Source organism: Novilysobacter longmucuonensis (genome assembly GCF_046600735.1).
GTDB lineage: Bacteria > Pseudomonadota > Gammaproteobacteria > Xanthomonadales > Xanthomonadaceae > Novilysobacter_A > Novilysobacter_A longmucuonensis.
Window position 1 is genome coordinate 12,551 of record NZ_JBJMAW010000020.1, and the last position, 19,654, is coordinate 32,204.

20 protein-coding genes are annotated in these 19,654 nt (G+C 71.1%); 6 read left to right on the top strand and 14 right to left on the bottom strand.

From position 1 onward, the window contains the following. Positions 1–161: 161 nt before the first annotated feature. Complete coding sequence (aroE, locus tag ACJQWM_RS13425) at positions 162–1,007, top strand: shikimate dehydrogenase (RefSeq protein ID WP_332705998.1); 846 nt, start codon at positions 162–164, stop codon at positions 1,005–1,007. 9 nt (positions 1,008–1,016) lie between these two features. Continuing rightward, complete coding sequence (locus ACJQWM_RS13430; RefSeq protein ID WP_332705995.1) at positions 1,017–1,277, top strand: YkgJ family cysteine cluster protein; 261 nt, start codon at positions 1,017–1,019, stop codon at positions 1,275–1,277. Between the two features lie 178 nt (positions 1,278–1,455). Here the strand turns inward: ACJQWM_RS13430 and ACJQWM_RS13435 are convergent, their stop codons facing one another. The 7 genes from ACJQWM_RS13435 to ACJQWM_RS13465 form a co-directional block, all read right to left on the bottom strand. Then, the gene (locus ACJQWM_RS13435; RefSeq protein ID WP_332705992.1) at positions 1,456–2,814 is read right to left on the bottom strand and encodes a DUF58 domain-containing protein; all 1,359 of its coding nucleotides are present in this window, start codon (positions 2,812–2,814) and stop codon (positions 1,456–1,458) included. Continuing rightward, positions 2,811–3,839, bottom strand: a complete 1,029-nt coding sequence (locus ACJQWM_RS13440; protein ID WP_332705989.1) for an AAA family ATPase — start codon at positions 3,837–3,839, stop codon at positions 2,811–2,813. Before ACJQWM_RS13440 ends, ACJQWM_RS13435 begins: the two co-directional genes overlap by 4 nt. Then, positions 3,836–4,963 (bottom strand): DUF4350 domain-containing protein, encoded by a 1,128-nt coding sequence (locus tag ACJQWM_RS13445; protein WP_332705986.1) that lies wholly within the window; start codon positions 4,961–4,963, stop codon positions 3,836–3,838. Before ACJQWM_RS13445 ends, ACJQWM_RS13440 begins: the two co-directional genes overlap by 4 nt. Then, positions 4,960–6,582 carry a DUF4129 domain-containing protein gene (locus ACJQWM_RS13450; protein WP_332705983.1) on the bottom strand — a complete coding sequence of 541 codons (1,623 nt, stop codon included), beginning with the start codon at positions 6,580–6,582 and terminating at the stop codon, positions 4,960–4,962. Before ACJQWM_RS13450 ends, ACJQWM_RS13445 begins: the two co-directional genes overlap by 4 nt. Then, positions 6,579–7,607, bottom strand: a complete 1,029-nt coding sequence (locus ACJQWM_RS13455; protein WP_332705980.1) for a stage II sporulation protein M — start codon at positions 7,605–7,607, stop codon at positions 6,579–6,581. Before ACJQWM_RS13455 ends, ACJQWM_RS13450 begins: the two co-directional genes overlap by 4 nt. 39 nt (positions 7,608–7,646) lie before the next feature. Further along, positions 7,647–8,339 carry an RDD family protein gene (locus ACJQWM_RS13460; RefSeq protein ID WP_332705977.1) on the bottom strand — a complete coding sequence of 231 codons (693 nt, stop codon included), beginning with the start codon at positions 8,337–8,339 and terminating at the stop codon, positions 7,647–7,649. A gap of 181 nt (positions 8,340–8,520) precedes the next feature. Further along, on the bottom strand, positions 8,521–9,063 hold the full coding sequence (locus ACJQWM_RS13465; protein ID WP_332705973.1) for a gamma carbonic anhydrase family protein: 543 nt from the start codon (positions 9,061–9,063) through the stop codon (positions 8,521–8,523). A 204-nt stretch (positions 9,064–9,267) separates the two neighbouring features. Between ACJQWM_RS13465 and ACJQWM_RS13470 the strand changes: the two genes are divergently transcribed. From ACJQWM_RS13470 to ACJQWM_RS13485, 4 genes are all read left to right on the top strand, one after another. Then, a complete protein-coding gene (locus ACJQWM_RS13470; RefSeq protein ID WP_332705969.1) occupies positions 9,268–10,473 on the top strand; it encodes a beta-ketoacyl-[acyl-carrier-protein] synthase family protein in 1,206 nt (401 codons plus the stop codon). A 391-nt stretch (positions 10,474–10,864) separates the two neighbouring features. Continuing rightward, positions 10,865–11,725, top strand: a complete 861-nt coding sequence (locus ACJQWM_RS13475) for a beta-ketoacyl synthase chain length factor (RefSeq protein WP_332705966.1) — start codon at positions 10,865–10,867, stop codon at positions 11,723–11,725. Then, the gene (locus ACJQWM_RS13480) at positions 11,718–12,542 is read left to right on the top strand and encodes a glycosyltransferase family 2 protein (RefSeq protein WP_332705963.1); all 825 of its coding nucleotides are present in this window, start codon (positions 11,718–11,720) and stop codon (positions 12,540–12,542) included. The genes ACJQWM_RS13475 and ACJQWM_RS13480 overlap by 8 nt, the downstream gene beginning before the upstream one ends. After that, positions 12,539–14,218 carry an NAD(P)/FAD-dependent oxidoreductase gene (locus tag ACJQWM_RS13485; protein ID WP_332705960.1) on the top strand — a complete coding sequence of 560 codons (1,680 nt, stop codon included), beginning with the start codon at positions 12,539–12,541 and terminating at the stop codon, positions 14,216–14,218. The genes ACJQWM_RS13480 and ACJQWM_RS13485 overlap by 4 nt, the downstream gene beginning before the upstream one ends. A gap of 146 nt (positions 14,219–14,364) precedes the next feature. Here ACJQWM_RS13485 and ACJQWM_RS13490 read toward each other — a convergent pair whose 3' ends face one another. The 7 genes from ACJQWM_RS13490 to ACJQWM_RS13520 form a co-directional block, all read right to left on the bottom strand. Then, on the bottom strand, positions 14,365–14,802 hold the full coding sequence (locus ACJQWM_RS13490) for a hypothetical protein (RefSeq protein ID WP_332705957.1): 438 nt from the start codon (positions 14,800–14,802) through the stop codon (positions 14,365–14,367). An 84-nt stretch (positions 14,803–14,886) separates the two neighbouring features. Continuing rightward, entirely contained in the window at positions 14,887–15,621 is a 735-nt protein-coding gene (gene fabG / locus ACJQWM_RS13495) for a 3-oxoacyl-ACP reductase FabG (RefSeq protein WP_332705954.1), read from the bottom strand. A 55-nt stretch (positions 15,622–15,676) separates the two neighbouring features. Next, positions 15,677–16,441 carry a uracil-DNA glycosylase gene (gene ung, locus ACJQWM_RS13500; protein WP_332705951.1) on the bottom strand — a complete coding sequence of 255 codons (765 nt, stop codon included), beginning with the start codon at positions 16,439–16,441 and terminating at the stop codon, positions 15,677–15,679. A gap of 149 nt (positions 16,442–16,590) precedes the next feature. Beyond that, positions 16,591–17,433 carry a response regulator gene (locus tag ACJQWM_RS13505; RefSeq protein ID WP_332706043.1) on the bottom strand — a complete coding sequence of 281 codons (843 nt, stop codon included), beginning with the start codon at positions 17,431–17,433 and terminating at the stop codon, positions 16,591–16,593. 30 nt (positions 17,434–17,463) lie between these two features. Further along, positions 17,464–18,474: a permease-like cell division protein FtsX gene (gene ftsX / locus ACJQWM_RS13510; protein WP_332705948.1), complete on the bottom strand. Its 1,011-nt coding sequence runs from the start codon at positions 18,472–18,474 to the stop codon at positions 17,464–17,466. Beyond that, positions 18,471–19,154 carry a cell division ATP-binding protein FtsE gene (gene ftsE / locus ACJQWM_RS13515; RefSeq protein WP_332705945.1) on the bottom strand — a complete coding sequence of 228 codons (684 nt, stop codon included), beginning with the start codon at positions 19,152–19,154 and terminating at the stop codon, positions 18,471–18,473. Before ftsE ends, ftsX begins: the two co-directional genes overlap by 4 nt. 231 nt (positions 19,155–19,385) lie before the next feature. After that, on the bottom strand, positions 19,386–19,654 hold a 269-nt coding region (locus ACJQWM_RS13520), incomplete at its 5' end, for a hypothetical protein (RefSeq protein ID WP_411306894.1).

Genomic DNA, 19,654 nt, shown 5'->3' on the forward strand with positions numbered 1-19,654 from the left:
GCGCGGATTTTTGCGGTTGTAGGAGCGGCTTCAGCCGCGATCATGAACCGGCGCGGGCGAACCGATCCCGATCGCGGCTGAAGCCGCTCCTTCGGGATTGAAGCGCCGCCTCGCCAGCCGCACCGCCCGCGCCGCGAGTCCCTTACAAGCGAGGCCGCTCCATGTCCATTCCACGGTTTGCGGTCATCGGCCATCCGGTCGCGCATTCGCTGTCGCCGCGCATCCACACCGCGTTCGGCCGGCAGCTCGGCATTGCGTTGGAGTACGGCACGATCGATGCGGCGCCGGAGCAGTTCGAGTCGGCGTTGGCGTCTTTCGCGGCCGCGGGCGGCACGGGTGCCAACATCACCCTGCCGCACAAGGCCCGCGCGGCATCGGTCTGTGAGCATCTCAGCGACCGCGCGCGCCGCGCCGGCGCGGTCAACACGCTGCTGCGCACCGACGCCGGCTGGGAGGGCGACAACACCGACGGGGTCGGGCTGGTGCGCGACCTCACCCAGCGCCACGGCCTGGACCTGCGCGGCCGCCGCAGCCTGCTGATCGGTGCCGGCGGCGCTGCCGCCGGGGTGGCGCCGGCGCTGCTCGATGCCGGGCTGGCGGATCTGTTCATCGTCAACCGCAGCCGCGGGCGCACCGACGCGCTGGCCGCTGCACTGGGCGACCGGGCCCGGGTGCACCCGCACCACTGGGATGACCTGGGCGGACTCGGCGGGTTCGACCTGGTCATCCATGCCACCTCGGCCGCGCACGGCGGCGCCGCGCCGTCGCTGCCCGGCGGTCTGCTCGCGCCCCGCGGCGCTGCGGTCGACCTGGGCTACGGCGCGGCGGCGACAGGGTTCCTGGACTGGGCACGCGCATCCGGCGCCGGCAGCGCGATCGACGGGCTCGGCATGCTGGTCGAACAGGCCGCGGAAAGCTTCCTGCGCTGGCACGGCGCGCGTCCGGACACCGCCGGGGTCTACGCGATGCTGCGCGAGCGCGATGCGGCGCCGGTCACGGGAGATTGAGGCGTGGCAATGGATTGCCGCAGCCACTGCGGCGCGTGCTGCATCGCGCCGTCGATCACCTCGCCGATCCCGGGCATGCCGCACGGCAAGCCGGCCGGGGTGCCCTGCGTACAACTCGATGCGCAACTGCGCTGCAAACTGTTCGGTCGACCCGAGCGGCCGGCGTTCTGCGCCTCGCTGCGGCCGTCGATGGAGATGTGCGGCAGCAGCCGCGAAGAAGCGCTGCGCGGCTTGCTGGAATTGGAGCTGGCGACGCGGCCCGACGTCTGAAACCGCAGCTGCGGCTTGTGTAGGAGCGACGTGAGTCGCGATAACGCCAGTGGCCGGGGTTGCGCTGTCGCGACTTACGTCGCTCCTACAAGGGAGTCCTCCTCCCGCACTTGGCGTGCCGGGCGAAAGGCTCGCGGCTGAAGCCGCTCCTACAGGGGGGCCGCGAAGGCGCGGCGGCTCACAACAGCCCGTCGCGCTTGATCGCTAAATAGCGCTCGACCAGCGAGGCCGCCAGCTGCGCGCAGGTCACGTCCAGCACCATCACCCCGCGGCTGCGCAGGGCTTCGTGCGCGGCGCTGCGCTGCTGCAGGTACTGCGCGGTCGCGCCGGCGCGGATGGCGCCGGGCAGGTCGTGCACTTCGGCGCCGAGCGCGGTGTCCAGCGAGTCCTCGCGCAGGCTGGCGATGCAGACCAGGTGTCGCTTGCGCAGCATCTGCACCGCGGCCATCAGGTCGTCGATGTCCTCGTCGCGCAGGTTGGTGATCAGCATCACCAGCGAGCGCCGCCGCTGGCGCAACGACAGCTCGGTGGCGGCGGCCAGGAAGTCGGTCGCGACCGGCTGCGGCTGCAGCGCGTAGCTCGCCCGCAGCAGGGCATCGATGGTCTGCAGCCCGCGCCTGGGCGGCACCCATGCCGACGTGCCGCCGCTGGCCAGCAGGCCCACCGCATCGCCCTGGCGCAAGGCCAGGTAGCCGACCACCAGCGCCGCATCGAGCACGTGGTCGAAATGCGCCAGCTCGCCATCGCGTGCGAGCAGCCGGCGGCCGGTGTCGAGCAGCAGCACCAGTTGCTGGTTGCGCTCGTCCTGGTACTCGCGCGAGATCAGCCGGCGCGCGCGCGAGGTGGCCTTCCAGTCGATCTGGCGCAGGCTGTCGCCGGTGCGGTACTCGCGCATCTGGCGGAAGTCGGTGCCCTCGCCGCGGCGCCGCTTGAGGTGCGCGCCGAGCAGCCGCGAGGCCTGTTCGGCGCTGAACATGGCGAACTTCGCCAGCGGCGCGAAATTGGGAAACACGCGCACGCGCTGCGCCTGTCCGGCGATGCGCGACTGCGACCATAACCGCCACGGCGACAGCAGCCGCAGCTGCGCGCCAGCGAACTCGAAATCACCACGCGCGTTGGCGCGCAGCTGGTAGTCGAGCTGGCTGGATGCGCCGCGGCGCAGCGCCAGCCGGCGCGGCAGGCCGTGCATCGCCCAGCCGCCGGGATGAAGGTCGAACACGTCGAGCCGCTGGCCACGCGCGGGGCTGTCGAGCGTCAGCGCGACGCTGCGCTCGACCCCGATCGGCCAGGTGTCGGGCATGCTCCGCACCACCCGCGGGGTCGGCCGGCGCAACAGCGTGGCGAGATCGAGCAGCGAGGCCACCACCAGCGCCGCGCCGGCCAGGCGCCATGCCGGACCGCCGATCCAGCCGATGCTGGCGGCGAGCCCGAGCAAGCTCCAAAGCAGCAGGCACGCCAGCAGCGCCGGTGCCGGCCGCGGCACGTGGCGCGTGCTCGCCCGATCGGCTGGCGACGCGGGCCGCGCGGCCTGGCTCATTGCCGCGGCGCTTCGACCTTGGCCAGCAACGCCTGCAGCACATCGTCGGGCGACTGGCCCTCGATCTGCAGCTCCGGCGCCAGCGCGATGCGGTGGCGCAGCGCCGGTTTGGCGATCGCGCGGATGTCGTCGGGGGTGACGAAATCACGCCCGGCCAGCACCGCCTGCGCGCGCGCCGCACGCACCAGCGCCAGGCTGCCGCGAGGGCCGGCGCCCAGGGCGATGCCGGCCCAGTCACGGGTGGCACCGACAATCCGCACCGCGTAGTCGACCACCGCCTCGTCCACGGTCACCAGTGCCGTGCCGTGCTGCATCGCGACGATGCCGGCCGGGCCGATCACGCGCTGCACCTTGGAGAGGTCGAAGTCCGCCGCGCTGCGGCCGTGGCTGATCGCCGCGACCATCCGGATCTCGTCGGCGCGGCTCGGGTAGTCGATCAGCACCTTGAGCAGGAACCGGTCGAGTTGCGCCTCGGGCAGCGGATAGGTGCCCTCCTGCTCGACCGGGTTCTGCGTGGCCAGGGTCAGAAACGGCGGCGGCAACTCGAAGCTGGCGCCCTCGATCGTGACCTGGCGCTCGGCCATCGCCTCCAGCAGCGCCGACTGGGTTTTCGCCGGCGCGCGGTTGATCTCGTCGGCCAGCAGCAGGTGGGTGAACACCGGGCCACGGCGGATGTCGAAGGTTTCTGTCTTCGGATTCCAGGCGGCATGGCCGCTGATGTCGCTGGGCATCAGGTCGGGGGTGAACTGCACCCGCGCGTAGCTGCAGTCCAGCGCCCTGGCCAGCGCGCGTACCAGCAGGGTCTTGCCCAGGCCCGGCACGCCTTCGATCAGCGCATGGCCGCCGGCCAGCAGCACGATCAGGACCTGGTCGAGCGCCTCGGCCTGGCCGATGAAGGCCTTGGCGACTTCGCCGCGCACCGCCTGCACGCGTTCGGCGAGTGCGGCGCCGGTGACCGGCGTGGTCGCCTTGGGAGCGGCGGCATCTGCCCCGCCGGTGGCGGGCGCGGAAAAGTCGGTCGTCATAGCTGGTTTCTCAGTCGTATCAAGGTGGCGATGCGGGTGCGGAAGGCGGCGTGGTCGCCGGCCGCGGGGGTGGCCAGCGCGTCGCGGATCTCCGCGTGCGGGCGCTGCAGGCGTTCGGCAATCAGGCCGACCTGCACCGCGCCTTCCAGCGCAGCGGCCTGCGGGTCGGAACGCCGCAACCGTGCCATGAATGCGTCGCGCGCGGCGGCGTGCAGCAGGTGGGCGTAACCATAGCGATACGTGTGCTCGCCGCTGGCGGCGATGTGCTCCAGCAGCGACCGCCGCTCGACCGCGGGCGAAGGCAGTTCGGGTCCGAACCGCTGCATGCGGCGCCACAGCCAGCCGATCAGCAGCAATCCCAGCGGCAGCCAGGCCATCCAGCTGTGACGCAGCAGCAGCATCCACAGCGACGGCATCTGCGCGGCATAGACCACGTGCACGGTGCCGGCGCGGTAATTGGGCGCGAGCAGTTGCCGGGCCAGGGTGATGTGCGGGCCGTCCTCGAGCTTTTCGTTGCCCAGGAAGTCCAGATCGGCGAGGACATCGACGTGCCCTGCGCCGTGGGCCAGGCGCGCGTACACGTAGCCGGCGGCGTCGTTGCCCCAGCGCGGGCTGCCCGTGGTGGCGTGGTCGAGGTCGAAGCGGCGGCCCTGGCAGAACTCGCTGTGTGGCGGCTCCCCGGGCACCTGCAGGGCGATGCATTCGGGCGTAGTGTCGGTGCGCGGGCGTACGCCGAGCCCCTGCAGCAGCGGCACCGGGTCGCCGGCCTGGAACTGGCTCGGCGGCGGCGTGCGCGCCAGCAGGTGGCCGCCTTGCGAAATCCAGTCCAGCAGCACCGTCGTCTCGCGCTGCGAGAGCCGGCGCGGATCGTTGAGCAGCACCAGCGTGTCGCGCGCGCCCAGGCTCACCTCGTCCAGTTGCAGGCGCTGGCGCGACTGCACCTGCACGCCATCGCTGCGCAGGGCCAGCTTGAGCACGTACAGCGGGTTGTAGGTGACCTCGCCGCGCTGCGGCAGGTCGATCCACAGCTGGACGCGTTCATGGGTCTGCCACCACCAGGTGCCGAGCCCGCCGGCCGCGACCAGCGCCAGGATCACCAGCAGGGTGGCGCGCAACCGGGTCATGCCGCCGCTCCGCCTGCCCACCCGAAGCGACGGCTGGCGATGTCGAGCTGCGCGGTGAATGCCTCTTCGCCTGGCAACCGCTGCGCATACGCGGCGTACTGCCACATGCGCACGACCTGCTCGAAGGCCTCCCGGTCCTGCGCCAGCGGCAGCTTGCGCGCCGCACGCAGGCATTGGGCTTCGGTCGCGCCTGGTGGCAGGGCCGCGCCGGTGCGCGCGACCATCGCCTCGACGCTGGCGCGGTACAGCAGCGCCAGCGCATCGCGTTGCTCGCCCGCCTGCCACAACTGCCGCACCGCAGCCGCGACCTCGGCCGGCAGCGGCGCGATCGCCGGGGCCACCCTCCGCTGCAGGCCGGTGGGTTCGCGTCGCTGCTCGGCGGCGGTGGCGCGCAGCCACTTCATCCAGCGCGGCGCGGTGACCAGCAGCGCCAGCACCAGCGCGCCGAACAGCAGCCACAGGCCGATCTCGCCCGCCACCGCAATGGCGCGGCCGAACGCGGACAGCCACGGCGCCGGATCGAGCGCGCGGTCCGGATCGCTCATGCCGCGTCGCTGCCAGCGCGTGACCTGGCGCCGCGGGCTGACCGAGGGGTCGGCGTAGGCGCGTTCGACCGCCTGGCGTAGCGAGGCATCGTCGGCCAGCGGCCCGCGGAACACCTGTGGCAACGTCGCCGCGTCCTTCCTGTGCCGGTCGGGCGTGGCGGCGACGCGGCGGTTGCGCCCGTCCGCGGCGGCCGTGTCCGACTCCACCGAGGACTCCACCGACTGCTGCGCGGGCGACTGCGCAGCCGGCGCCTGCGCCCACCCCTGCGCCGGCCAGCCGCAGGCCACCACCAGCACCAGCAGCGCGGTACTCGCGCCTGCCGCCAGGCGCGCGCGCAGCCGGCGCAGCACCAGTTCGATGTCCCAGGCCTCCAGTTCGGTGCGCCGGTTGAGATAGAGGCCGAAGCCGGCGCCGACGTAGAACGGCCCGATCACGCTGCTGGCGGCCCAGGCCAGCGCATTGAGCGCGAGCTGCACCCAGGCCGGCTGGTCCAGCAACAGGCTGCCGAGCAGCCGCGCCGATTCGGGCAGCCATTCGGTCGGCACGAACATCAGGCCCAGCGCAATGGCGCCCAGCAGCAGCGCCAATTCGAAGTTCAGGCCGACCAGCGTGACCAGCCCGGCCACGCCATAGGCCGGCCCGCCGAGCGCTCTACGGCGTTGCCGCGCGGCTACGCCGACGCCGCCTTCGAGCAGGTCGACCGGCAGGTACAGCGAACGCGCCGGTCCCAGCCGTCGCCAGCTCAGGTAAGGCAGCAGCCAGCCTGCGCCCCAGCGCAGCTGCGCATGCAGGGTCTGGCGCGACGCCGGCACATCACCGAACACCCCGCGTGACAGCACGTACAGCGGGATGCGCTCGAACACCGGCTTGAGCCACCACATCAGCAGGCCGGCCAGCCAGATCGCATCGAGCGCGAAGGCCAGCGCGTTCAGCAGCAACAGCACCGGCACGCTCAGTAGCAGCCACGGCTTCCAGATCGCGCCGGCATGGCGACGCACCAGTGCGCTGCCCAGCTCGACCGCCTCCCAGGCCGAGCGCGGGCGCAAGACAATCGTCAGCGACTCGATGTTCATGCCGGCGTCGCGCCGTCGTCATCGCCGCCCACCCAGCCGCGGCCGCCGCGCCACAGCCACGCCAGCGTCAGCATCCACAGACCGCCGCCGACGCTGTACTTGACCCAGCCCGGCATCCATCCGATCGAGGACCAGAACGCCTCCACGAACGCGGCGAACAGCAGCATCGCCAGCACCCCCAGCGACAACCGCGCACCGCGGCGGCCGCCGTCGATCAGCGCATCGATGCGGCGCCGCCGGCCCGGCGCGACCAGGTTCAGCCCGAGCCGCAGGCCGGCGCCGCCGGCGATGACAATCCCGATCAATTCGGGCGCCGAATGGCCCGCCACGAAGCGCCAGAACGGCTCGCCGTGGCCGACCGCCTGCAGGTGGCCGGCGATGCCGCCGATCATCAGGCCGTTGAACAACAGCACCACGACCGTGCCGACCCCCGCCAGCAGGCCACTGGCGAAGCTGCGGAAGCCGATGCTGATGTTGTTCCAGATGTAGTAGCCGAACATCATCAAGTCGCTGCCGCTGTCACGGCCGAGTTTGCGCTCGGGGTCGGCCAGTCGCTCCGGGTCGTACATCGACTCGAACTGCGCGAGCTGCTCCGGATCGAACATCGCACTGGCGAACTCGGGCCGGAACTGGATCGCGACGTAGACCGCGATCAGCGGCAGCCAGAACAGCACCGCCGCCGCGGCCATGCAGCCGCGCTCGGCCCGCACCAGCCGCGGGAAACCGGCCAGCAGGAATTCGGCGATGCGCTGCCAGCGCGGCGCCGGCGTGCGGTACAGCACGCCGTGCCCGCGCTGCATGATGCGCTGCAGCCGCGCGGTCAGCACCGGGCTGTAGCCGCGCCGCCGCGCCAGCGCGAGTTGCTGGCACAGGCGCCGGTAGCGCGCCGGCATCTCGTGGTCGGCGATGCCGTCCCAGCCGTGGCGCTGCCGGCGCGCCGCGCGCGCTTGGCCGCGCGCGTCGAGCCAGCGCTCCAGCGCCAGCCACTCGGCCTGGTGCCGCTGGACGAAGCGCTCCTGCTTCATGTCGCCTGCCTCATGCCGCGTGCTCCCCGTCGCCGGCTTTCACCGCCGGCCCACCAGGCCCAGGGCGATGCCGTGCAGCCGGCTCACCGCCAGCGCGCCACGGGCGCCCACCAGCGGCTCGGCGAATTCAGCCAACTCGACCTGGCGCGCCGGCGCGAGCTGCGGCGCACGCTCGGCGAACGCGATCAGCGCCGCCTGCTCGTGTGGCAACAGCGGCAGCGGTGAATTCAGCGGGGCGACATCGGGGGTCACCGAGGCGACGTGTGCACGCTCGACATGCACCACCAGTGTGCCGGCGACCATGTCGCCCAGCCGGCGTCCCCACGGATCGGCCAGGCTGGCGATCAGGCCGCAGGCGTAACCGAACGGCAGCACGTCGACCACGCGCAGCAGGTTGCGGGTGAACGCGGCCAGCCAGCCGACCGGCGCGCCGTTGCCGGCGATCACGCGCAAGCCGAGCAACCGCTTGCCCGGCGTGCAGCCGTTCCAGGCCGCCTCGAACACGATCGGGTACAGCCAGAACACGGTGAACAGCAGCACCGCGTACAAGCCCGCGCCGCTGCGTCCCAGCAGCGCCAGCACGGTGCCGCCGGCCACTACCAGAACGAGCCGGATCGCCAGGTCCAGCGCCCACGCCAGCGCGCGCGGCACCGGCCCCGCCGCCGGCAGGTGCAGCGCGACACCTTCGGGCGTGACCACTTCGCGGTAGGTATCAAGCATCACTGTCGGCACGGGTTCGCCATCGGGTCACCGCGGCGTCATGCCACTGCTGGTTGCTGATCGCATCGTCCTTGCGCTCCCCTGTGCGTGTAGCGGTGTCCCCGACTGTAAACGTGGCGGCCGGCACCGGCCAAGGCGCGGTGCAGGACTCCTCCCTCTGCTGTGCAAGCGGAGGGAGCCGAGCGCGCGGCAGTTACCCGGGAGACGATTGCAGATAGCGGTCCTTCAGGCGCACGTAGTGCTGCGCGCTGTAGCGCAGCTGCTCGATCTCGCGCTCGCCGAGCTTGCGCACGCAGCGCGCGGGATTGCCCAGCCACAGCTCGGCCTCGCCCACGGTCTTGCCCGGCGGCACCACCGCACCGGCGCCGACAAAACCGTATCGCCGCACCACGGTGCCATCGAGGATCCGCGCGCCCATGCCGACCAGGCAGAACTCCTCCAGCGTGCAGGCGTGGATGATCGCGCCATGGCCAATGGTGACGTCGTTGGCGACCACCGTCGGGATGCCGCCGGGGCGGGTGAACGGCCCCTCGTGGGTGACGTGCACGATGGTGCCGTCCTGCAGGTTGGTGCGTGCGCCGATGCTGATGGAGTTGACGTCGCCGCGCACCACGCAGCCGGGCCAAATCGACACGTCCTCGCCCAGGGTCACGTCACCGATCACGGTGGCGGCGGGATCGACGTAGACACGGTCACCGAGGGTCGGCCATTGGCCGAGATAGGGTCGCAGGTTCATGGCGCCATTCTAGACGGCGCGCCGCTGGACGTCGGGTCTCGCCGGCACGTCTCGACGGGCCTGCCGCTGCAGGATGCGCAGCGCGGCAGTCAGCTGCGGCGACGCGTCCGGGCACGCTGGCTATACTCCGGGCATCGCCGGAGGCAACGTTCAGGAACACGAGTGCCCGCAACGTCGACGCCGCCCCTCCCGACGCCCAGCGCAATGGCACCGCTCGCCATCCGCGCCTACACCGCGACCACCGCGCTGGGTCGCGGCCGCGAAGCGCAGGCCGAGGCGCTTGCCGCGCGCCGCAGCGGGTTGCGGCGCAACGATTTCGGCGCCCTGCCCGGCGGCGAAACGCCGCTGGCGTGCTGGATCGGCCGCGTCGATGGGCTGGAAGACGCGCCGCTGCCGGCGCGGTTCGCGCGCTGGGAGTGCCGCAACAACCGCCTCGCCTGGCTGGCGCTGCAGCACGATGGCGTGCTCGATGCGATCAGCGCGATGGTCGACAGGCACGGCGCCGAGCGGGTGGCGCTGGTGCTGGGCACCTCGACCTCCAGCATCGGCGCCAGTGAGGAGGCCTACACCCGGCTCGACGGCCCCGACGGCGACCGCCGCTTCCCGCCCGACCTCGATCGCCCGGTGGCGCACACGCCGCATTCGCTCGGCGGGTTCGTGCAGCACGCGACCGGCCTGCGCGGGCCCTGCGTCACCGTCGCCACCGCATGTTCGTCCAGCGCCAAGGTGTTCGCCCATGCCTCCCGGTTGATCGCCGCCGGCCTGGCCGACGCCGCGCTGGTCGGCGGGGTCGACACCTTGTGCGGCAGCGTGCTGTTCGGCTTCAACGCGTTGCAGCTGGTCGCGGCCGACCCGTGCCGGCCGTTCGACGCGGAGCGCCTTGGGCTGTCGCTCGGCGAGGCCGGCGGCTTCGCGGTGCTCGAACGCGCGGCGCCGGAGGACGGCGACCCGCAACTGCGCGGCTTCGGGGAGTCCAGCGACGCCCACCACATGTCCACACCGCACCCGCAGGGATTGGGCGCGCGTCATGCGATGCGCGACGCCCTCGCGCGCGCCGGCATTGCCGCGGGCGAGGTCGGCTACCTCAACCTGCACGGCACCGCGACCCCGGCCAACGACGCGATCGAGGCGCGCGCGGTCGATGCGCTGTTCCCCGACACCCTGCACGCCAGCTCGACCAAAGGCTGGACCGGCCACACCCTCGGCGCGGCCGGCATCGTCGAGTCGGTAATCGCGCTGCTGGCACTGGAGCGTGGGACGCTGCCGGGCATCCTCAACAGCACCACGCGCGACCCGGCCTGCGGGCCGCAGATCCGCTTCGACAACGCGCAACGCGAGATCCGCTACGCGATGAACAACTCGTTCGGCTTTGGCGGCAACAACTGTTCGCTGGTGTTTGGGCGCGTGTGATGTCGATACATTCGCCACCGCCGACTTTGCCTTTGCTTGTTCGCGGTCCGTCGTCGTCCATCGCATGCCTGAAGACCCGGAGGGCGGCGTGCATGGATGCACGCCGTTTTCCGATCGAGCCAAGGATGGCGAGTCGGAAAATCCCCGCGCTACTCCGCGCCCGCACGGGAGCTGTGTCGAGGAAGGGCCTTTCTTTGGTTACTTTCTTTGGCCCTTTAAAGAAAGTGACCCGCCTTCAGGCGGAAGCTCTTGCTCTTGCTTGCATGCCGCAGAAGCAAAGTCACTGGGTCCCCGCCTGCGCGGGGATGACGGCTCTGGAGGATGGCGGATCGATGAAGCGCATCGTGATGTGGCGACACCAGCTACCGACGTGCACGTCGGGAGCCACCCAATGACTACCCTCACCGCCACCATCGAAGGCATCGGCTTCTGGGCCCGCGGCCTGCCCAGTTGGGACGCCGCGCGCGCGTTCGCCCGTGGCGGCGCGCTGGTCGCCGACGCACCCGCACGGCCCTCGCCGCAACTGCTCGCGCCGAACGAGCGCCGCCGCGCGCCGGAAACCGTCGCGGTCGCACTCGAGGTTGCGCTCGCCGCATGCACTGCGGCGGGCCGCGACCCGGCCACGCTGCCGTCGGTATTCGCCTCCACCCACGGCGATCTGGGCATCACCGATTACATGTGCAGCACGCTGGCCAGCGCGCCGCGCACGATCTCGCCGACGCGCTTCCACAACTCGGTGCACAACGCCGCCGCCGGCTACTGGACCATCGGCACCGGCGCGATGCAGCCGGCCAACGCGATCAGCGCGCTGAGTGCCACGTTCGCGCAGGGCCTGCTCGACGCGCTGGCGCAACTGGCCACCGGCAGCGATGCGGTGCTGCTGGTCGGCTACGACGGCGCCTCGGCCGGGCCGCTGGCACACGTCTCGCGCAGCGAAGGCCTGCTCGGTGCGGCGCTGGTGCTGTCGCGCAGCACCCGCCGCGACCTGCCGCGCCTGCAGGCCGCACTCGCCGATGGCCAACCCTCGGCCGCGGTTGGCCCGCTGGCCCGTCATGCCGGTGGCAACGCGATGGCGCCGATGCTGCCGTTGCTGGATGCACTCGCCGCCCGGCCGGTCCGGGTGGAACCTGCCACGGTGGCGTACGACGGGCTGGCGTACGAAGAGCTGGCGCTCGGCGCCGGGCCCGGCCGGGTGCTGCGGGTCGTGCTGACCCCGGCGCTGCAACCCGCACTGGAACCTGCCCATGCCTGACCGCAACACCATCGCCGTGGTGATCCCCGCGCTCAACGAGGCGCTGCGCATCCGCGGCGTGGTCGAGGGCGCGCTGGCCGAGTGCCCGCACGTGATCGTGGTCGACGACGGCTCCGACGACGGCACCGCCGAGGCGATCGCCGACCTGCCGGTCACCCTGCTGCGCCACGAGCGACGCATGGGCAAGGGCGCGAGCCTGCGCGACGGGTTTGCCGAGGCGCTGCATCGCGGCTTCGAGGGCATCGTGACGATGGACGGCGACGGCCAGCACCTGGCCCGCGACATCCCGCGCCTGCTCGATGCCGCGCAGCGCTACCCCGACCACATCGTCATCGGCGCGCGGCTGCGCCGGCGCGACCGGCAGCCGGCCTACCGGCGCATCGCCAACCACTTCGGCGATTGGGGCATCGCCTGGGGCACCGGCTACCGCATTGCCGATACCCAGAGCGGCCAGCGCTATTACCCGGCGCGCGTCGCCGCGCTCGGTGACGTGCCTGGCGAGGACTTCGTGTTCGAGGCGCAGATCCTGATCTCGGCGGCGCGACTGCTCGGCACGCGCTGCGTCTCGGTGCCGATCGAGTCGCGCTACCAGTGCGCCGACGCCAGTGCGGACAGTCCGGGCGAGCAGTTCCGCGCCAGCCATTTCCGGCCGATGCGCGACTTCGGCCGCATCACCTGCCATCTGGCGATGCAGGTGCTGCGCCGGGGCGGCATGCTGGAGGTCTACCGCGGCCTGCGTGACCAGCCGCCCTTGATCGACGATCCCAGCGGCGAGTTCGCCACCGCGCCGCCGCCCAAACTGGCCAAGACCCAATGAATGCGACTGTCACCGACGTCACATGCGCCGACGTGGCGATCCTCGGCGGCGGCCTGGCCGGGCTGAGCCTGGCGATCCAGCTCAAGCAGCGCGATCCAGCGACCGCCGTGGTGGTGCTCGAACGCAACGCCCATCCGGTGCACGAGGGCGCGTTCAAGGTCGGCGAATCCACGGTCGAAATCGGCGCGCATTACTTCGCCGAGGTGCTCGGCTTGCGCGAGCACCTGGAAACCGAGCAGATCCGCAAGTTCGGGTTCCGCTTCTTCTTCAGCGAGGGCCGCGAGGATATCGACCGCTGCACCGAGCTGGGCGTCAGCGAGTTGCTGCCGACGCCGTCCTGGCAGCTCGATCGTGGCCGTTTCGAGAACTTCCTCGGCGAACAGGCGCGAGCGCTCGGGGTGGATTTCCGCGACGGTGCGGTGGTGCGCGGTGTCGACATCGACACGCAGGCCGCGCCGCATGTGATCCGCTACGACCGCGGTGGCGAGGCACAATCGATTGCCGCGCGATGGTTGGTCGATGCCTCCGGCCGCGCCGGCCTGCTCAAGCGCAAGCTCGAGCTCGCCAAGCCAAACCAGCACGATGCCAACGCGGTGTGGTGGCGGGTCGAGGGCACCATCGATCCCGATGACTGGTCCGACGATGCCGACTGGCTGCAACGCTGCACGCCGCCGGAACGCTGGCGGTCGACCAATCACATGTGCGGGCCGGGCTACTGGTTCTGGCTGATCCCGCTGGCCTCCGGCGCGCACTCGCTGGGCATCGTCTGCGACGCCAAGATGCACCCGCTGGAGACGATGAACACGCACGCCAAGGCGATGGCCTGGCTGCGCGAGCACCAGCCGCGCGTCGCCCGCGCGCTCGATCAGGACAAGCATCCGCTGCAGGACTTCGCGTTCCTGCGGCACTTCTCCTACGGCTGCAAGCAGGTGTTCTCCGGCGACCGCTGGGCGCTAACCGGCGAGGCCGGCCTGTTCCTGGACCCGTTCTACTCGCCGGGCAGCGACTTCATCGCGATCAGCAACACGTACATCTGCGACCTGATCGGCAGGGACCGCGCCGGCACGCCGTTCGCGCCGTATGCCGAGATTTACCAGCAGCTGTACTTCTCGTTCTACGACAACATGCTGCCGCTGTACCAGGACCAGTACCCGCTGCTCGGCGATGCGCAGGTGACCCCGGTCAAGGTGATCTGGGACTACACCTTCTACTGGGCGCTGCTGGCGCCGGTGTTCTTCGCCAGGCGCCAGTGCGACGTGGCCACGCTGGGGCGGCTGCGTCCGCAGTTCGCGCGCGGCAGCCAACTCAACGCGGCGATCCAGCGCCTGGTGCGCGAATGGGGCGAGCGCAACCTGGCAGCGGGCCAGCCGGATGCTGCCGGAGCTGGCCAGGGGGCGCCGGATGCCGGCCTGCTCGATCAAAGAATGCTCGACCAGTACAAGATCGACTGGTTCTACGAGATGAACCGTGCGCTCGGCGACGTGCTCGACGACGAGGCATTCGTGCAACGCATCGGCGACAACGTGGCGCGGATGGACGCGCTGGCCCGCGAGGTGCTGGCGCGGGCGCGGCAACAGCACCCGGGTATCGGCGATCACGGCCTGGCGGCGATGCTCGACGGCGATGCGCCGGTATGCGCGCAATTGATGCCGCAGTGGTACGCGGCCGCGGCGTAGGAGGGCGAGTCGAGCCCATCCTGCTCCGGGCTCGAAGCGGGTTTGCAAGCTTTTGACGCGGATCGACGCGGAAAAACACGGATAAGGCTTTATCCCGCGTTCGGCTCTATCCGTTTTTTTTCGCTCTGATCCGCGTCAAAGCCCTTTTAATCGCCGGGCGGCGGGTTCGGGAAATACACCGCGACGCCGCGTGCGTGTTTCTTGCTCGGGCTGACGCTGACGCCGACGCCGCCGCTGCGGTAGCTGCTGCCACCGAAGCTGCCGCCGCCGGCACCGACGCTGACGCCGGAATTGCCGTAGCCGTCGGCGGTGCCCTGGAACAGCACGCCGTTGGCGCCGAGCTTGGCCGCCTCCTCGCGCAGCTTCTGTATCACCGAGTCCAGCTTGTTCTGCTCGCCGTAGGTGAATACACCGCTGCTGGTTTCGAGCAGCGCGATCTCTTCGAACGGCGCATCCGGCGGCGCGAAGTAGACCTGCACCTGAGAGGGATCGATTGGCGGCCGCGGCTGGCCGGTGATGAGGTGCGAGGTCGCGCAGGCGGCCAGCAGCAGGGTCAGGGCGGCGATGGCGATGGAGCGGAGCATCTCGGCACCTCTTCGGCCACGGATCCAGGACCGATGCTACTCACCCGGCGTCGGTTTGGAGTGATGGCGCCCCGCTGCGCGCGCTCACGCCATGCCGCCGTTGACCCCGATCACCTGGCCGTTGACGTAGCCAGCCGCGTCCGAGCACAGGAACCCGACCAGCGCGGCGACCTCCTCGGCGCGCCCGGCGCGACCGGCCGGCACCAGCTGCTTGATGACCTCCGGCGGAAACGCGTCGTGGGTCATCTGGCCCTCGATCACGCCGGGCGCCACGACATTCACCGTGATCCCGCGCGAGGCCATCTCCCGCGCCAGCGACTTGGAGGCGCCATGCAGCGCGGCCTTGGCCGCGGCGTAGTTGCTCTGGCCGCGGTTGCCGGTCACCGCCGCGACCGACGACACACTGACCACGCGGCCCCAGCGCGTGCGCGCCATCGGCAGCAGCAGCGGCTGGGTGACGTGGAAAAACCCGTGCAGCGACACATCGATGACTCGCTTCCACTGCGCCTCGGCCATGCCGGCCATCGGCGCATCGTCGTGGATGCCGGCGTTGTTGACCACGACCTGAATCGGCCCGCCGTCCAGCAACGCCGCGAGCGCCGCGCGCGTCGCCTCGCCGTCGGCCACGTCGAACACGACCGTCTCGGCGCTGCCGCCGGCGTGGTGGATCGCATCGACCACCTGCTGCGCGCGCGCAGGGTTGCCGTTGGCATGCACGATCACATGCAGTCCATCGGTCGCGAGCTGCTGACAGATCGCGCCGCCGAGATCGCCGCTGCCTCCGGTGACCAGTGCGCGGCGGGGCACGGCTGCGGTCATGAGCAGATCCTCCGGTACCGGCGGACGCCTCGGCCTGCGCGGCTCGAAGGCACGGTCACGTGGCTGCACTCGCGACTGCAGCGGACGATACGGTCGCGTCAAGATCGCAGCGCGGCGGCAACGACCAGTCGATCGGCGTCTGGCCGCGCCGCGCCAGGTACTGGTTGGCCGCGGAGAAATGCCCGCAGCCCAGGAAGCCGCGGTGGGCCGACAGTGGTGAGGGATGCGGCGCCTTCAGCACCCGGTGCCGGCTCGCGTCGATGACCCGGCCCTTGGACTGCGCGTAGCTGCCCCAGAGCAGGAACACCAGCCCTTCGCGTTCGCGGTCCAGGGTCTGCACCACGTGGTCGGTGAAGCCCTCCCAGCCGCGGGCCTGGTGGCTGCCGGCGCGCCCGCCCTCGACCGTCAGCACGCTGTTGAGCAGCAGCACGCCCTGGCGTGCCCACGGCAGCAGGCAGCCGTGGTCGGGCCGGGCGATGCCGAGGTCGCGCTGCAGCTCCTTGTAGACGTTGAGCAGCGATGGCGGCACGTCGATGCCCGGCTGCACCGAAAAACACAGCCCGTGCGCCTGACCGGCACCGTGGTACGGGTCCTGGCCGAGAATGACGACCTTGACCCTATCGAACGGGGTCGCCTCGAACGCAGCGAAGATCTGCGCCGCCGGCGGATGGATCCGGCTGCCGGCGGCGCTGCGCTCGCGCAGGAACGCCGCCAGCGCCTGCATGTCGTCGCGGGCAAGGTAGTCGCCGACGCGCGCCTTCCAGGAGGGTTCGAGCTTGATCCGGTCGTCGGCCATCAGCGCCTCCTCGTCCTCGGTCATTGATCTGTAGGAGCGGCTTCAGCCGCGAGCTTTTCGGTTCGCGCGGAATAGGACCTGCTGAGTAGCCTGGTTATCGCGAACGGCCAGCGCCACCTGAAACCGATTCCGGTTCGCGGCTGAAGCCGCTCCTACAGATCCTGCTGGGTGGATCACGCGTGAAAGCTGCGCTGCTCCGGCAAGCGCGACAGCCGCAGCTGGAACAGGGCCTTGGTCACCAGCAGGCGCTCCTCGATCGGTTTGAGCACCAGGTCGTTGGCGCCGGCGCGCAGCAGCCCGCTCTGGTTGTCGGGATTGGCATCGCCGGTCATCACCAGCACCGGCAGGCGGCGCTTGCCGTAGCCGAAATCGCTGCGCAGCCGTGCCAGCAGGTCATGGCCGCTGAGCTCGCCCTTGAGGTAGACGTCGGTCAGCACCAGGTCGGCGCCGGTATCGTCCTGGCCACGATGGGCTTCCAGGTGCTCCAGTGCTTCCTCGGCGCCGTTGAAGTGCAGCACGGTCATGCCGTGGCGCTCGAGCATGCGCTTGGTCGCCAGCGCCACCACGCGGCTGTCCTCGACGTACAGCACGCGCGCGCCGGGGATCGGCTGCGGCTGCACGTAGCCGCGGATGAACGCGGCCAGCGCGCTGTGGCCGAGCGCCTTGTCAAAATAGTCGGTGACGTCCTCGGTGAAGCGGCGCGATTCCAGGTGCGCCTGGGCATCGCCGGAGATCACGATGATCGGCACGTAACTCTGCCCCGAGGCCTCGCGCACGGTGCGCGCCAGGGTGATGCCGTCGCCGTCGGGCAACGACAGGGCGGTGGTGACCAGGTCGACCGGGCCGGCCTCGAGCGCGGCGCGCGCCTCCTTGATGCTGCCGCAGGAGATCAGCCGGATGTCGGCGACCTCGCGCGCGAGCACGTCGCCGATCAGCTTGCGCACCAGGCGCGAGCCGTCGACCACCATCACCCGCGGGGCGGTGGTGTCGACGTGGCGCAGGTTGCTGCTTTCGATGGTCACGAGATGGTGGTCATTGGGGGTGCGTCAGGTCTCGGTCGGCCGGGTCTGTCGCAGGTAGTGCCCGGTGACCAGGCCGGCGCCGAGCCAGCCGAGCACGCCGGCACCGACGATCATCGCAGCCGCGTGGCGCAACGCAAAGCCGGCCAGCTCGAAACCGCTGCCGTAGCTGCGCGCCAGCTCGGCCAGCGGCGCGCGCAAAGCCAGCCCGGCCGCACCCAGCAGCGCCAGCGCGAGCAGCCCGGCGAGTAGTCCGTAGCACCCGCCCAGGTACAGGAACGGGCGGCGGATGAAGCCGTCGGTGGCGCCCAGCAGTTGCAGCACGGCGATCTCCTCGCGGCGTTGCTGGATGTCCAGGCGCACCGTGTTGCCGACCACCAGCAGCGCGCCGAGGCCGAGCAGCGCCGCCAGCACCCAGGCCAGGCGGGTGCCGAAGCGCAGCCAGCCATCGAGGCGCTCGCGCCAGGCGGCGTCGTGCTGCACCAGATCGACCTCGGGCAGGGTCTGCAGCGATTGCGCGAGCACGCGTTCGTCGCCGGTCGGCGTCACCACCAGCAGGCTCGGCAACGGGTTGTCGCCGCCGCCGCCTTCAATCGACAGCGCGGCGATCGACTCGTCCAGGCCGCTGATCTCGCGCAGTTCGGCCAGGCCCTGCTCGGGTGTGCGCAGCTCTATGGCGGCGATGTCCTCGCGCGTGCGCAACTCGGCGGCCAGCGCGTCGGCGCGTGCCAGCGTTATGTCCGGCTTGAGGAAGACGCTGATCTGCCGCGCCTCCTGCACCTCGCCGGCAAAGCGCTCGATGTTGCCCAGCGCCGCCCACAGCCCCAGCGGCAGCGCCAGCGCGACCGCCATCACCCCGATGGTCAGCGCGGCCGAGCCCGGCTTGTGCAGCATGCGGCCCAGGCTCGCGACCAGGCTGAAGACGTGGTGGTCCAGCCAGGTGCCGAGGCGCGAGCGCGACGGCTGCGATGGCGTCGGGTGCGATGCCGTCTGGCCGGCTGGCTTCGGGCTGGCTGGCGTCGTGCTCGATGGGCTCATTCGGCCAGGTCCTCCGGCCGAATGTCATCGACCAGCCGGCCGCCGTTGAGCACCATCACGCGCTTGCGCATGCGCTTGACCAGGGCCAGGTCGTGGCTGGCGACCAGCACGCTGGTGCCGAGCTCGGGCAGCGCCTCGAACAGCGCCATGATTTCGGCCGACAGGGTCGGGTCGAGGTTGCCGGTGGGCTCGTCGGCGACCAGCAGCGCCGGCTGCCCGACGATGGCGCGGGCGATTCCGACGCGCTGCTGCTCGCCGGCCGACAGTTGCGCCGGCAACGCGTCGATGCGGGCGAGCAGGCCGACCTTGTCCAGCGTCACGCGCACGCGCTTGCGGATCTCGGCGCGACGCAGGCCCTGCAGGATCAGCGGCAGCGCGACGTTGTCGGCGACGCTGCGGTCGGCCAGCAGGCGGTGGTCCTGGAACACCACCCCGACCTTTCGCCGGTGCAGCGCGATCCGGCGGCCACGGACCTTGAGCAGGTTGCGATCGTCGAACACCACCGCGCCGCGGCTCGGCCGTTCGCTCAGGTGGATCAGCTTCAGCAGCGTGCTCTTGCCGGCGCCGGAGTGCCCGGTGACGAACAGCATCTCGCCGGCCGCGACCTCGAAGCTGACCTCGCTGAGGGCTTCGTGGCCGCCGTAGCGCTTGCTGACATGGTCGAAACGCAGGACGCTCATCGCGTATCCGTTGAAGACGATGCCGGGGAGTATCGGGGCCAGCGGCGGTGATGGCTAGATTTGCGGCGCGGCTTTAGGTTTCAGGTTTCAGGTTTTACGCTTTGATTCGGCTTTCCCGAGTCCCGAGTGATCGTAGGGTGGGCACGCTTTCAGTGCCCACCGCACGGCCGCGGCGGGGACGGTGGGCACCAAAGGGGTGCCCACCCTACGGTCGGGGCAAAAGAACGGCGGTCAGCCCGGCGAACGCGGGTCGCGCTTGACCACCGATTCGAGCCGGCGGCGGATGCGCGACAGCAGGCCCGGCGGCTTGGCGTCGGCCGATGCCTTCGGTGCGTTGGCCGCCGGCTTCTTGGCCCGGTTGGCGGTGACCTCGGTCGGCTTGCCGGCACTGGGCCGGGCCGCGCGCGGCGTGGCCGACGGCTTGCCGGCGTCGCCATCCGCCTTGGCACCGGGCTGGGCACCGCTGTCGGCATCGCCATCGATGCGACGCCCGCCACGCC